Annotated in this window: 11 protein-coding genes; 4 read left to right on the forward strand and 7 right to left on the reverse strand. The window is 41.8% G+C overall.

What is annotated here, in order from left to right:
• Positions 1 to 52 precede the first annotated feature (52 nt).
• Entirely contained in the window at positions 53 to 706 is a 654-nt protein-coding gene (locus tag J8Z25_RS13310) for an START domain-containing protein (RefSeq protein ID WP_130050685.1), read from the reverse strand.
• A 4-nt stretch (positions 707 to 710) separates the two neighbouring features.
• Positions 711 to 2,231 carry a CYTH and CHAD domain-containing protein gene (locus J8Z25_RS13315; RefSeq protein ID WP_167658545.1) on the reverse strand — a complete coding sequence of 507 codons (1,521 nt, stop codon included), beginning with the start codon at positions 2,229 to 2,231 and terminating at the stop codon, positions 711 to 713.
• Positions 2,232 to 2,444: 213 nt separating this feature from the next.
• On the opposite strand from J8Z25_RS13315, the gene J8Z25_RS13320 reads away from it, so the two are divergent.
• Positions 2,445 to 3,044, forward strand: coding sequence for a TIGR04211 family SH3 domain-containing protein (locus J8Z25_RS13320; RefSeq protein ID WP_130050683.1), 600 nt, complete (start codon positions 2,445 to 2,447; stop codon positions 3,042 to 3,044).
• Between the two features lie 44 nt (positions 3,045 to 3,088).
• Here the strand turns inward: J8Z25_RS13320 and J8Z25_RS13325 are convergent, their stop codons facing one another.
• On the reverse strand, positions 3,089 to 3,571 hold the full coding sequence (locus tag J8Z25_RS13325; protein WP_130050682.1) for a winged helix-turn-helix transcriptional regulator: 483 nt from the start codon (positions 3,569 to 3,571) through the stop codon (positions 3,089 to 3,091).
• 167 nt (positions 3,572 to 3,738) lie between these two features.
• Between J8Z25_RS13325 and putA the strand changes: the two genes are divergently transcribed.
• Both putA and J8Z25_RS13335 read left to right on the forward strand, forming a co-directional pair.
• Complete coding sequence (putA, locus tag J8Z25_RS13330; RefSeq protein WP_250661183.1) at positions 3,739 to 7,542, forward strand: bifunctional proline dehydrogenase/L-glutamate gamma-semialdehyde dehydrogenase PutA; 3,804 nt, start codon at positions 3,739 to 3,741, stop codon at positions 7,540 to 7,542.
• 162 nt (positions 7,543 to 7,704) lie between these two features.
• Positions 7,705 to 8,913, forward strand: a complete 1,209-nt coding sequence (locus J8Z25_RS13335) for a cyclic di-GMP phosphodiesterase (RefSeq protein WP_130050680.1) — start codon at positions 7,705 to 7,707, stop codon at positions 8,911 to 8,913.
• A 16-nt stretch (positions 8,914 to 8,929) separates the two neighbouring features.
• Here J8Z25_RS13335 and J8Z25_RS13340 read toward each other — a convergent pair whose 3' ends face one another.
• Together J8Z25_RS13340 and J8Z25_RS13345 are read right to left on the reverse strand one after the other, a co-directional pair.
• Positions 8,930 to 9,985, reverse strand: a complete 1,056-nt coding sequence (locus J8Z25_RS13340) for a general secretion pathway protein GspB (RefSeq protein WP_167658543.1) — start codon at positions 9,983 to 9,985, stop codon at positions 8,930 to 8,932.
• Positions 9,986 to 9,998: 13 nt separating this feature from the next.
• Positions 9,999 to 10,919 carry an ExeA family protein gene (locus tag J8Z25_RS13345; RefSeq protein WP_130050678.1) on the reverse strand — a complete coding sequence of 307 codons (921 nt, stop codon included), beginning with the start codon at positions 10,917 to 10,919 and terminating at the stop codon, positions 9,999 to 10,001.
• 125 nt (positions 10,920 to 11,044) lie between these two features.
• Here J8Z25_RS13345 and J8Z25_RS13350 point away from each other — a divergent pair, with 125 nt between their 5' ends.
• Positions 11,045 to 12,154, forward strand: a complete 1,110-nt coding sequence (locus tag J8Z25_RS13350; RefSeq protein ID WP_130050677.1) for a tRNA nucleotidyltransferase/poly(A) polymerase-related protein — start codon at positions 11,045 to 11,047, stop codon at positions 12,152 to 12,154.
• Here the strand turns inward: J8Z25_RS13350 and J8Z25_RS13355 are convergent.
• Both J8Z25_RS13355 and J8Z25_RS13360 read right to left on the reverse strand, forming a co-directional pair.
• Positions 12,142 to 12,663, reverse strand: a complete 522-nt coding sequence (locus J8Z25_RS13355) for an Lcl C-terminal domain-containing protein (protein ID WP_130050676.1) — start codon at positions 12,661 to 12,663, stop codon at positions 12,142 to 12,144. The genes J8Z25_RS13350 and J8Z25_RS13355 overlap by 13 nt on opposite strands.
• Position 12,664: 1 nt before the next feature.
• A complete protein-coding gene (locus tag J8Z25_RS13360; protein WP_250661184.1) occupies positions 12,665 to 14,341 on the reverse strand; it encodes an Lcl C-terminal domain-containing protein in 1,677 nt (558 codons plus the stop codon).
• Between the last annotated feature and the right edge of the window lie 35 nt (positions 14,342 to 14,376).

Consider the following 14,376-nt stretch of genomic DNA (forward strand, 5'->3'; position numbering starts at 1 on the left):
AAGGAACAGTTTCAATCAATCTTTTGTAATTATATGTAATATTTTTGTATTACTACTCAAAATGAGGGCATGAACCGATACGGCTGGGTGATTTGATACGAGAAAATTGATTATTAGCTAATTGTTCTCGGAGTGCTTCTAGAGTTTTATAGACGCTTTTTAACGACACTTTATTACTTAACCAGCGGGGAATTGAGCCACTTGGATCTGCATAGGCTTGATGGCGTACCAACAAATTGCTTTGTTGCTCTTCTAAACGCCAATAAGCGGTAAGGTCTTTAATACGCACAATGCCTGCAACTTCGGCTTTTGCATATGGTTGGCTTTTGATTTGTAACTCTGTTTTGTGTTCATCCAAAGCATGATAACAAGAGTAACTCACTAAATCTCGGTCTGACACCGGCCAAGGCGAATTAAAATGGGTGTAAACAAGCGTTTCCGAGGGGCTTAAGCGCTCCATTAAGGTCACGCTTTTTACATTTTCAAGCCAATTTGGTGCATTGTCGGTATCACTTAACAACGCCATAAAGTCACTTGCTTTGGCATTTTTAACCAGCACAGAGGCATTAATTTCTACAATGCCAGTGTCGTGTTTTTTATAGCTAACTTTAATATCGTCTTGCTGTTTGTAAGTTTTCCATTCGATAGGATTAGCAAATGCCGATAAACTCAACCATGCTAACCCAATCCATAGGCCAAAGCGCATTGATTTACAGCCAGTAAGGGTCTGTATTAAATGAAGCGTGGCGACTTTGCTCCATTGCACTCACTAAAAATTCAGACTTTTGATCAAGCCATGATTGAATTTTTGTCAGCTCTAAGTCGTCTTGTCCTGCACATAATTGCTTTAAGTACTCAAGGGTACTTAACTCATAAATACCATGCGAGATATCGACCCACGGCATACGAAACTCATTTCGATCTTCTCTATCGAACAAAGCCCCTAAGCAGTTGCCGCTAAGTAATGAGTTTTCAAGACGCGTGCGCAGTGCCAAATAATCTTTATCTGTAAACACTTGCTGCTCAGGAATGAGCTCGTGCATGTCGTGCCAATCTTTAGCAAATAAACGCTTAGCAATATCGGCAACCGGTTTTTCCGCAGCCTGAAACTCAGCTTGCCCCCATGATTTGCGCCATTGCTTTTCAATTAACCACGTCGTTAGCTGTAATAGCAAGCGGTTGTATCGGGTGCTATGGAATAGTGTTTCAATATCGTCAATGCTTGGCTGTAGTTCTTTTAAGTCATTAATAACCTGTGTGAGCTCTGGCGCACTGTTGATCTTTTTGTAGTATGCATGGCGCTTTGAAGTGTACGTTTTTAGCTGAATTGCATTTTCAACCCAAGCTAATTCACTTAATAACCACTTTAACTCAGTGCGCAATGATTCAGTGTCGTCTTTGCTAACAATGTCGTCAAAAAGCCAAAATGTATGACGAATTAAACGAATACCGTCGGTCACACGCTTAAGCGTTTTTAAACTCGGTTTAATGAAGTAACACGCTTCATGTTTTTGTACAAAACGAATCGCGTAGTTGATACTTTCGATTAATGCTTGCTCTTGCGTAGCATCACGTTTTAACGGCACAAAGCCGATTGATTTACTTGCTTTTAATGGCTTGTCATCGGCAAGCCCATAACCACGTGCAGCTTTAGAATAAAGACCTAAGCGAACATGACTCTCACTAACTAATTTATCCGCTAATGCAAACAGTTCATTGCGGCTACCTTCGATAAGTTCGATTTCAAGTTCAGAAATTGGCTCAACCTGACCCGATGCAGCAACTTCACCTTTATCTAACACCACTTCAATTTTTGCACCATTTTCGGTTTCGAGTAACCATGTACGGCGAATGAAATTTGTACTAAAAATTGGGTATAGATTCTCAGCAATGGCAGACACTTGCATTCCATGCGGCCAAATAGCGGCATCAAAAGCAAGTAAATCAGGGCGATTACCTGTGAGTGGCAAGTTGTATTCAGGGCGCTGATGAAGACCACCAACCACTTCGCCGGCAAGTTTGATGGTTTGCTCACAATCACTATCGCAACAACGAGTACGTAGGCCAATATCTAAAGCACGTAATTCTCGGCTTGGCGTATCGTAATAAGCATTTTGTAAGCTTCGCGACGGTTTATTAGTAACGGTTTTTGCAAATTGGGTAATTAATGCGGGGATCAGTGGAACAACGGCATCTGACACCAAAAACTTCAGTTCTATCTCAGTATCCATTCGTTTTGCGGAGTACATTTAAAATAAATAAGTGCTCAAAATAAACAAAGCAGCTACTTAATGCAAATTTTTTCCTGATTTTTGCGACCAAGTCTAATCACGGATTACAATATCAGCCTTGCTATTGATAGTTGAAATCCCTACTATCTCTATACTTAAAGAAATTATAAATTTAGCCACTTCTAGGCAAGATCACATTAACAAGGTAGATTGATGTTAAAACAGTGTATTTTTGGGTTGCTCCTTGCGGCCACCTCTTTTATTAGTTACGCAGAAGAAGCGCCAAGCAGCGACAGCCAAAACACCGCCTATATAGTCGATAACCTGTACACCTTTATGCACTCTGGTCCAAGCAAAAACTACCGTATACTGGGCTCAGTCGATGCAGGTACACAAGTTATGTTGTTATCGGATGAAGATAATGGTTACTTTAAAATTCGTGATGATAAAGATCGTGAAGGCTGGGTAGAAGCAAAATTCGTAACCGAAAATGCAGGTATCCAACAACAATTTCAAGCCCTAAATAATGATATGACGTTAATGCAAGAGCAACTTCGTCAAGCAGAGATTGAGCTGCCGCAATTACAAGAACAAAATAGAGCACTGACAGATCAAAACCTAGCACTTAGCAAGCAAATCGAAACCCTTAAGAACACCATCGAGTCTGAGCGTAATGCAAAACAAACCGCAAGTGCTAAAGAGAAACGCCAGCTATTAACTTATGGCGGTGCCATTGCATTTATTGGTTTACTGTTAGGCATTATCCTAACTGTAGTGTTATCTCGCCGTAAACGCTATGACGGCTGGGCATAACCGGTAAAACTGCAAAAAAGCACCTATTGGTGCTTTTTTTGTATCTATATATCGAATCTAAGTCCGGTATCTTGTTTAATTTTTTCGATAACCATATAAGTATGATGTGTACCAACCCCCGGAATATCAACTAAATCGCCAAGCACTTGGCGGTATTCATCCATATCTGAGACTCGCACTTTTAATAAATAGTCATAGCCACCAGCAACCATGTCACATTCAACGACTTGAGGAATATTTAAAATATACTCGCGAAACACTTTAAAAACAGATGTATTAGATGTCACCAAGGATACTTGCACGTGTGCTAACAAGCTCTGGTTAAGTTTACCTTCGCTAAGCTTTGCGTAGTAGCCTTCGATGTAGCCTTCTTGCTCTAAACGTTTTACACGGTCTAGACACGGGCTTGGGCTCAGGTTTACCTGTTTTGCGAGGTTTACGTTCGATATTCTGCCATTTTTTTGCAGAGCGTCTAAAATTGCTAAATCGATGCGATCTAACATGCGTAATCTATTCGGACTGGTCATAACAGAATTTTATGCGGCTAAGTTAACGGTATGCCCTGTAAATTATCGTAAATCGAAAAATTTAACCAGCATATTCTGCTGGATTTTAATTAGAATGCACGAATTATATCAATGGTAAGAAATGCAATTAGTTCATTTTTTAGACTCCACACACCAGAGGGTTACATATGCTATTTAATGGCGATTTGACAACTGAATGTCCAATTAGACAAAAGATCCGTGATTTCTACCGTATTGACGAAAATGCGGTTATTGATCACATTTTGCCTTTGGCTGAAGTAGGCGTGAAAGCGCGTAGCCGAGCGTGGGAACGTGCTCGTCAAATGGTTTTAAATATCCGTCGCGATCAGGATGGTCAAAGCGGTGTAGATGCACTATTAAATGAGTTTTCACTTTCAAGTGAAGAAGGCGTTGTTTTAATGTGTCTTGCAGAAGCACTATTACGCGTTCCAGATAAAGCGACGCAAGAGTCACTAATTCGTGACAAACTTGCTAAAGGTGACTGGAGCTCTCATTTAGGTAGCAGCGATTCTTTATTTGTAAACGCCTCATCTTGGGGTCTGTTAGTAACCGGTAAAATGGTTAATTACAGCGACAAATCGAAAGAGCAACAGTTCGGTGTGCTTAAGAAAACAATAGGTCGTCTAGGTGAGCCTGTTATTCGTAAATCTGTGAACTTCGCGATGAAGATCATGGGTAAGCAATTCGTTATGGGTCGTACTATTGACGAAGCAATTGAACGTGCAGCGGATAAAGAGCAAAAAGGCTACGTATATTCATACGATATGCTAGGTGAAGGCGCGCGCACCATGAAAGATGCTGAGCGTTACTTCCAAAGCTATATGACTGCTATCCACGCAATTGGTAAAGCGGCAAATGGCCGTGGTCCAATCAAAAGCCCGGGTATCTCAGTTAAGATATCTGCAATTCACCCGCGCTATGAATTCACTCATCGCGAGCGTGTTATCGCTGAAATCATACCTAAGTTAAAAGAGCTTGCGCTTGCAGCGAAAAGCTACGATATCGGCTTTACTGTTGATGCTGAAGAAGCTGACCGTTTAGATATCTCACTAGATGTGATTGAAGCAGTATTTAGCGATGACGATTTAGGTAACTGGAACGGCTTTGGTTTAGCAGTTCAAGCATATCAAAAACGCGCTATTTTTGTGGTTGAGTGGGTTGCAGAACTTGCTCGTCGCGTTGGTCGTAAATTAATGGTTCGCCTTGTAAAAGGCGCATACTGGGATACCGAAATCAAAACGACTCAGCAAGATGGTTTAGATCACTACCCTGTATTCACACGTAAAGCGACCACTGACGTTTCTTACAAAGCGTGTGCTATCAAACTACTTGAAGCTCGTGATGTTCTGTATCCGCAATTTGCTACTCACAACGCATATACTGCAGCAACAATTTTAGAAGTCGCGAAAGGCGACAACGAAGGTTTTGAGTTCCAACGCTTGCACGGTATGGGCGAGTCATTATTTGATCAAATCGTTGAGAAAGAAAAAATTCAATGTCGTGTTTACGCACCAGTTGGTCAGCACGAAGACTTACTTGCGTACTTAGTACGTCGTTTATTAGAAAACGGTGCTAATTCATCATTCGTAAATGCGATAGTTGATACCACTAAGCCTGTTGAATCACTATTACCTGATCCTGTCGAAACGCTGCAAGGTTTACGTAATAAATACAATACGCAAATTAAAATGCCAATTGATTTATATGGTGAAGAACGTGCTAACTCAAAAGGCATGGACTTGACTGACATCAATGTAATCACACCATTTAAAGAAAACCTTGATACGTGGTTTGAAGAGCATCGTATTGAATTAAGCGATGTGCCTGAAGGTTCTATCCCTGTGAAGAACCCTGCAAACCATAAAGAAATCATTGGTCATGTGAAATTACAATCATCAGAAGAGATGACTGCACTTTTAGAAAATGCAGAGAAAGCATTTGAATCATGGTCACAGACACCTGTTAAAGAGCGCGCAAACTTACTACGCCGCGTTGCTGATATCCTAGAGCGTCACCACGATGAACTTGTCGCTATTTGTATTAAAGAAGCAGGTAAAATTACCCAAGATGGTATCGATGAAGTTCGTGAAGCAGTGGATTTCTGCCGCTACTACGCAGCACGCGCTGAGGAACTATCAGAAGATGAACGCTTTGAAGCGCGTGGTGTGATCTTATGTATCAGCCCATGGAACTTCCCGCTTGCTATCTTCTTAGGTCAAGTTGCCGCAGCAATCGTAACTGGTAACACAGTTATTGCTAAACCTGCTGAGCAAACCAGCCTAATTGCTCTTCGTACCATTGAACTTATGCTATCTGTAGGTTTACCAGAGCATGTTGTACAACCTGTTATTGCTCGTGGTAGCGAAGTAGGTAAAACTATCGTTCCTGATGAGCGAATTCAAGCTGTTATGTTCACAGGTTCTACAGAAACAGGGACTCTCATTTCGCAAACACTTGCTGCGCGTAACGATATTCAAGTACCGCTTATCGCTGAAACCGGTGGTCAAAACTGTATGATCGTTGACTCAACAGCTCTACCAGAACAAGTTGTTGATGATGTGATCAGTTCAGGTTTCCAAAGTGCTGGTCAACGCTGTTCTGCACTACGTGTATTATTCTTACAAGAAGATGTTGCTGATGGCATCATTGAGATGCTTAAAGGCGCTTTAAAAGAGCTTCACGTTGGCGACCCTTCATTACTTTCAACGGATATCGGTCCTGTTATCGACGAAAAAGCACTTAAAAACTTAACTGACCACGTTGAGTACTTAAAAGGTAATGCAACACTTCACTATGAATGTGCAATTCCTGATAACAGCGAAAACGGTGCTTATTTCTTTGCACCTCGTTTATACGAGATCAAAGATTTATCGGTGCTTAAACGCGAAGTTTTTGGCCCGTGTGTACATATCATCCGCTTCAAAGGCACAGAGCTTGATAATGTGATTGATCAAATCAATGGCACTGGCTTTGGCTTAACCATGGGTGTGCACTCACGTATCGAAGAGCGCTGCGAGTACTTAGCGAAAATGTCACGTGCAGGTAACGTTTACATCAACCGTAATATGATCGGTGCGATTGTTGGCGTACAACCTTTCGGTGGCCGTGGTTTATCTGGTACAGGCCCTAAAGCCGGTGGCCCTAACTACTTACAACGTCTTGTGAAAGAAAAAGCATCACCAGATAACGTACAAATGACAAATCTAACACCTGATGAGTTAGATACTCACCACTACTCAGGTGCTGCTGAGCAAGTTGCTAAGCTGATGGATAATTCATTACGTGATGAAAAAATCTGGCGTGCAACACCACTTAACGACCGAGTTTCTGCTGTTCGTCAATTACTTGCAAAAGTAGCGACTGTTGAAATCATTGATGAACTTGCTGATGACTTAGCGTTAACCTTAGCTGATGCACGTGCACAGCTTAACCGTCTTGAAAAACACATGCGTAAACACACTGTGTTGCCTGGGCCAACGGGTGAGTCTAATACGCTGCACTTAGAGCCTCGTGGTTGTGTAGTTTGTTATGCCGACAAGAGCACATCGTTTAACTTCTGGGCAATTTCAATTATCACAGCATTAGCTGCTGGTAACACAGTAATCACGGTTGCTTCTGAGTTATTCTTTGATGAAGCAGTTGCATTTAGAGATAAGTTTATTTCAACAGGTATTGCTGAGGGTGTATTCCAAGTTGCTAAACCTAATCAGTTACAAGCAATTTTAGCACATCCTCACCTTGCTGGTGCTGTTGTAGCTGCACGCTCATCACGTTTAGGCTACTTCAGCCAGCAGCTAGCACAGCGTAAAGGTGCGATTCTGCCAGTGATCAGCTCAGAGTACTACGACACGCTAATCAAGCGTTTATTAACTGAGAAAACAATTAGTGTTGATACAACCGCATCTGGTGGTAACACATCACTAATGACATTGGTTGAAGACGACGAGTAATCGTATTGATTAAAGGAAATTAACCCCTCCTGAGCTAAATAAAAGCCCTCGCAATTGCGAGGGCTTTTTGATTTTTAAAGATACCTTTTCATTATTCTTGTTTACCGAGATACAGATTTTCTGCTAGTTTTATAGTATTGAACTCGATTAGAAGTAAAGGCCTTGAAAACACTCCCTATCAATCAACTTAAGCCGGGCATGTTTGTCCAAAGTGTAACGAAACAGACTGGCAAGATCCGTATTAAAAACCAAGGTTGGGTAAAAACACAGGGAAGCATAGACAAGCTGATCAAGGCTGGCATATTAGAAATAGCTATCGACCCAAACAAAACACTGACTTTAGACAGTGAGAATAAAGTGGTTGAGCAGCAAAATAATCCACAACCTGCTGACGACACCACTGCTTTTGATCCCTGGCACACCACTCATAGTGTGTCGGCAGAAATGAGTAAGGCAAATAGCTTATATAACGAAGCAAAGTCATTACAAAACAAAGCCTTTGACGATATACGTGATGGTAATAAAATTGATATAGCTCCTTTTAAAGACCTAGCAAACGGTTTTATTGATTCGGTTTTTCGTAATCAAGACGCCCTCGCCTGTATCACTCGTATGCGTGAGAAAGATGCTTATCTACTTGAGCATTCAATCAACGTATCAATTTTAATGAGTATTTTTGCCAAACATTTAGGGATAGAAAGATCGATAATCCAAGAAATTGCCACAGGTGCATTACTGCACGACATCGGCAAAATTAATATTCCGGATGAAATTCTCAATAAGCCAGGCAAGTTAACAGATGACGAATATAAAACCATTCAAGATCATGCTCGCTTTAGTAAAGAGATTTTAGAGCAAGCAGGCTTGAGCGGGATTGCTGTTGATATAGCTGGCTTCCACCATGAGCGCCTAGATGGCAGTGGCTACCCATTTGGTAAAAGCGCTGATGAAATAAGCTTGTACGTACGTATGGCTTCAATTGTTGATGTGTATGATGCATTAACCGCTGAGCGGGTCTATAAAGCTGGTATGGAGCCAATAAAGGCGTTTAAGATACTTAAAGATGGCTGCCCAGATAGCTTTGATGGAGACCTAGTAACCAAATTTATACAGTGTATCGGTATTCACCCTGTTGGCACCTTGGTAAAACTTGAAAGCCAAAAATTAGGAGTGGTAACACGTAGTAACCCTACCAGCCCATTGAAGCCCTCTGTAAAGGTTTTTTATAATGCCAAACATGCACACTATACCGAAGTACAAGATATCGATTTAGCAAACAGCCGCTGTCACGATAGCTTAGAAGCAGCTGTCAGACCGACTGACTTTAATATCGATCTGATCCGCTTCTTTAAGAACTCTATTTTACCTTAGCCCTTGGTAAGACTGGCTATTCAGGCCAGTCTTGTAATGCTTTTAATGTAAACTCATAACCATCGTAGCTTAATAAAGTTTGCTCTGGGGTGATTTCAACCACAGATAACACGCCGATGTTATCTCCTTCATATAACTCTCGGCCATTAAGCTTTATCCAACGCTTAGACGTTTCTGAAGCATAGATGTGTGCTTGGTATTTAATTGTTGGAATAAGGCTTTGTAATGCATCTGGCAAGAGTTCAATAGGCTCTGCATAGGACGTGTTTTTAGTACTTCGAGTAATATCGACACTACGTTTGCTGTCAACATCTTCAACAGCCTTAGCAAAAGCGTCTTTCAATGTATCTGGCACATCTCTTAACTCATCATTGGCTGATGATGTAGAAACAGGTTGAACTGGCTGACTACCGAGTGGTTTACCAAGCACCTTATATTTACTTAAATCGACACCGTTACTACTCATTTGTTGAGGATTAATTTGCTGCATTGGTTGCGAGAACTGTGGCTGTGATTGATACGCAGGCTGATTTTGGTATACCGGTTGCTGGTACTGAGGTTGTACTTGATAGCCTTGATTGGCGTACACAGGAGCTGAATTAACTGGCACTTGCACCCATTGATATTGCTGACCTTGCACCGGAACTTGCTGCATCATTTGTTGCTGTACCGCTGCTTGTTGCATTACTTGACCTTGCTGAATCGCAGCTGCTTGTCCTGCATTATTTGTAGCTTGCTGAGGTTGAATTTGTGCTACTTGCTCTTGTTTAGCAGGCTGCTCGTTTTCAGGGCTTGTCTTAATCTCAGTCGGGGTGCTTTTGGTCACTTCATTGTTGTTATTAACGACCTTTGGTTGCTCGGCAAATGGTTTAGTTTTCTGTAACCATTTACCAATCGAAAATCCAGCCATAAGCGTTAATATTGCCGCTAGTAATAGGCCAAATAAAAAAGCTAATCGACGATAACGTTTAAGTTCTTGCTGTTGTTTGAGCGCTAGTGCAGCTTGATCGTGATCAACCGCGGTTTGTTCGTGCTGACCTGACTGTTTAATTGCATCTAATAATAATGACATAAATGTAAACTCGTTATATTAGGTAGGATAAACCAATACCCATCCCTAATACGGCTAAAAATGAAACTGGGTAAAGCCAAACATAACTCGGCTCTTTATTTTCTACTGCAGCAACAGGAGTGCTGGTTGGCGGTAGTGCTTCGGCGGCAGAGCGCATCACAAGCTCACTGTCAATACTCAGCTTTTGTTGAGAAAACGCGCCAACTAGGCAACGCTCACACAGTAAATTGATTAACCTTGGAACGCCTTGAGTAACTTGATAAATCGCTTTTAATGCATCACCCGAGAATAAAGCTTGTTCTGTCCCCGCTTTAAACAAACGATGCTTAACATAGGCAAACACTTGCCCTTCAGTTAGTGGCAATAAGTGATAACGCGCAGTGATTCGCTGAGCAAGTTGTCTTAATTCAGTGCGTTTTAGTAGCTCTTGAAGCTCCGGTTGCCCTACTAACACAATTTGCAGCAGCTTCTTATGATCTGTTTCGATATTGGTTAACAGCCGCAACTGTTCTAACACATCTGGCGCGAGTAGTTGTGCTTCATCAATAATTAAGATGGTATGGCCGCCTGCTTGATTATTTGCCTCAAGGTGTTTTTTGATTACATCAGTGAGAGTCTTTAAGGTCGCATTAGTGCTGTCATAGTCGATATTCAATTCATCACAAATACTGGCAAGCAGTTCAAGCTGTGACAAAGCAGGGTTATGAATTTGTGCTACTTGAGTATTTTCAGGCAGCTGCTCTTGCAGGCTTCTCGTTAGTGTTGTTTTACCTGTACCGACTTCACCTGTTAATAAAACGAAGCCACCCGCTTCACCTAATCCATAGGTAAGGTGTGCTAATGCCTCTTTATGACGCTCACTAAGAAATAAATACTCAGGATTTGGGGCAATTGAAAAGGGTTTTTCTGACAAGCCAAAATAGCTTAAATACACCGTGTTATTCCTTGCGTTTAAAATCACGGTCTATAATGGCAAAAAACCTCGCTACTTAAAACCTTGTTTACATTTTATTGGTTAAATAACGTAAAATAGCCAAAAGGCAAAATTAGAGGTGTTTTATGCAGGTTTATTTAGTCGGTGGCGCAGTCAGAGATGCCCTACTTGGTCGTGACATTAAAGAGCGTGACTATGTGGTGGTTGGCGCAACGCCTGAGCAACTTATTAGTCAAGGCTATCAACAAGTTGGTAAAGACTTCCCGGTATTTTTACATCCTCAAAGTAAAGAAGAATACGCGCTAGCTCGCACCGAGCGAAAACAAGGCCAAGGCTATAACGGCTTTATTTGTGATTTCGCGCCGGATGTGACACTAGAGCAAGACTTAATTCGCCGAGATCTCACTGTAAATGCCATTGCACAAGCTGAAGATGGCAGCTTAATTGACCCTTTTTCTGGCCAACAAGACTTAGAAAATCGCTTACTTCGTCATGTTTCTGATGCCTTTAGTGAAGATCCATTGAGAATATTACGGGTAGCCCGTTTTGCAGCTCGTTATCATTACCTAGGTTTTACTATTGCTCCAGAAACCAAAGCTCTTTTAATTGATATGGTGAAGGCGGGTGAACTTAACACTCTCACCGCTGAACGAGTGTGGTTAGAGTGCGAAAAGTCTCTCAGTGACGGTGCATTTAGCGAGTTTCTAAATGTGCTTGCTAGTATTGGCGGTCTGCATGTCGTAAGCGCGGAGCTTGAAGAAAAGTGGTGCGATGAGCTTTACAACACGCTACAAGCACGCTTTGCCTATGCTAATAAACTGCAAATTAATGACATTGCAGTGTTATTCAGTCAAGTCACCTTATCGCTTTCAAGTGACGAGATAAAGATCATTGCAACTAGCATACGCTTACCTAATGAAGTACGTGATTTAGCGCTATTTAGTCAAATACATCAAACAACGTTAAGCGCAGAAAAACCGACTAGCGAGGCTATTTTTAGCAGCTTTAATCAACTTGATTTATGGCGTCGCCCAGAACGCTTTGAACAGGTATTAAAGGTTTTAGAGGTTAGTCATCAACAGTCAGTTGCCTGCTATGAGTCAATAATAAAAGCAGCAGCGCAAGCGCGTGCAGTTAATCCGCAGCAGTTTATTGCGCAAGGTATTAAAGGGGCAGAAATAAAAACCGCGCTTGAGCAAGCGCGGTTAGAGGTTATTAAAAATTACTTTTCGTAGCGCACCAAACGCAAATAAACATCAGATGTTTTTGCATGAAGGCTATTTATGCCTTTATCAAATTGATACACCCAAGCAAGATCAGTGCGACTGATCCCTGAAGTGCTACTCCAATAGTTTTGCAGCTTAGTTGATAAAAACGCCGTTTCGTTAATACTAGGCTGCACACAACTGTGCTCTAAAATGCTTGCTAACTCCTTAACATTTGGCACATGCCAATCGCTGTAATCAGCAAAGGTTGCATTTTCAGCCCCGCGCAGTGCCTCACCCCAGGTAAGTTGCTGGCTGGTCCCTTCACAGGTATCCGTTTCACTATTATAGCTTTGACCAAATGTACAACGTTGCCACATAAGGCCCGTTGCGCTGTCGCTGACTGTACCATCTTCGTTAATCACAAAACGGCTATCAGGGGTGGTCTCTGTGACGGCGTTATAACATACTTGCGCTGCGACATAACCCGATTGCAAAGCAATAACGGTAAGTGCGGTAATTAAAGGTAACTTTCGCATATTACTCTCCCGGCGTTCTGACTAAGCGCACAAAGGCGGTGTTATTTTTGGGGTACGCTAAATCATTAGCACTACTCATATCAATAATATAGGCCTGCGATAGACTTGTACCATCTGCCGCTGTTTGTGAGGTCCAATATGGCATAAACGAACTGCTACTAGTACTTAGCTGAGTATCACTAGGCTGATTAGGGAAAAAGTCTGTATTAAGTAACGTAGACTCACCTTGTTTGGCATAATCTAATAGCCCTAATAATTCAGTGTAAGTGGGCACACGCCAGTTTGTACCACCGCAAAAGTCGCGGCTATTTACATCATCAATATAAGTTTGCAAGCCACAGTTACTAGTACTTGGGCATGAAGAGCCCGCAGCCCCTTGCACACTGCCAGTTTGCACTCCAGTTGAACCATTTAGATACCAAGTATAATGATTTGATCCAGCACGCTCGGTGGTTGACGGTGGCAATGTTGAACTTGCTTCTTTCACTTCCCATATTAGCCCTGTCACGTTATCGCGTACGCAGCTAAAGCGAGTAGCATCATCAGGTAGTTCATCGGCAAATTCATTCATTTTCGTAAAATCAAACGCCAAGTCACCCTGACCAACTTTATCGAGTTGATTTGCGACGCTGTCACGACCTATATCAGCATCTTGGCTTGGAAAGTCTTCGCTGTCACAATTAATTTTTTGTGAGTTGTTGTAGCAATCACTCATGCCGGTATCATTAATTAAACCCAGAGGTTTTGGACTTATATCTATAATCACAATATCCGTGTCGCTACGTGATTTACTGTCTGTCACGGTAACTTCAAAGCTCAGCTCTGAATCGGTATCAACATCAGGAGCGACGAAAGTTATGATACATTGGTTCTGGTTTGCCAAAGTCACTGTTTCGCCTGTTAATTGCTGCCAAAAACATGATTTTGTTGCCGTCACGATTTCACTATTGCTAGCATCAAGCGTCACGGTATCAAACTCAATAACTTGTTGATCAACGCCCGCATCAGCAATAATTACTTCAACCGTTTTATTTAATGTAAACGACGCTTCAGTACTTGCTGAACCACCTTCATCGTCAGTTACAGTCAAGCGCCAAGTCATCGCTGTATTTGATTCAAGTAGTGGGTGAGTGAAACTAATGGTTTGCTTGTCGTAACTATCAGCCGTTAATTCAGGACCATCAAGTTGAGTCCATAAGTAGCTATCAACCGAACCATTTTCATCGATATCAGCAGACTCTTCGCCACTTAATGTAATCACATCATTGTATTGTGATGGTAACTCTTCTGGCGCGGTTTGAGTAATCACTGCAACAGGCAGTTGATTATTAGAGGTAATAAAAATACTAACTTGATCGGAAACAAGTTGCCCATCAGTTTGATAATTTACTTTTAAAACAAGTTCAGAGTCGAGTTTAATATCAGGAGCGGTAATGGTTTGTTCTGCGCCTTCAGCTGGAAAACCTTCTACTGCTGGGCCACTGACTCGCTCCCAGGTAAAAGTGCCATCTGCTGGAGAGCCTTTGGCAGAGACAGTAAATTCACTTTTTTCAATAATTTGCTGATCTGAGCCTGCATTAACTGTTGCTGCGACTGGATTCGAATCACTCGAACCACCACCGCCGCCACAGGCTGTTAATGTCGTTAATGCAACTAGGGTAAGAGGCACTAATCTCATGTTTACCACCTTAAAATGCAAAGTCGGTCATGGCC

The organism is Pseudoalteromonas sp. SCSIO 43101 (assembly GCF_023650775.1).
Taxonomy (GTDB): Bacteria; Pseudomonadota; Gammaproteobacteria; order Enterobacterales; family Alteromonadaceae; genus Pseudoalteromonas; species Pseudoalteromonas apostichopi.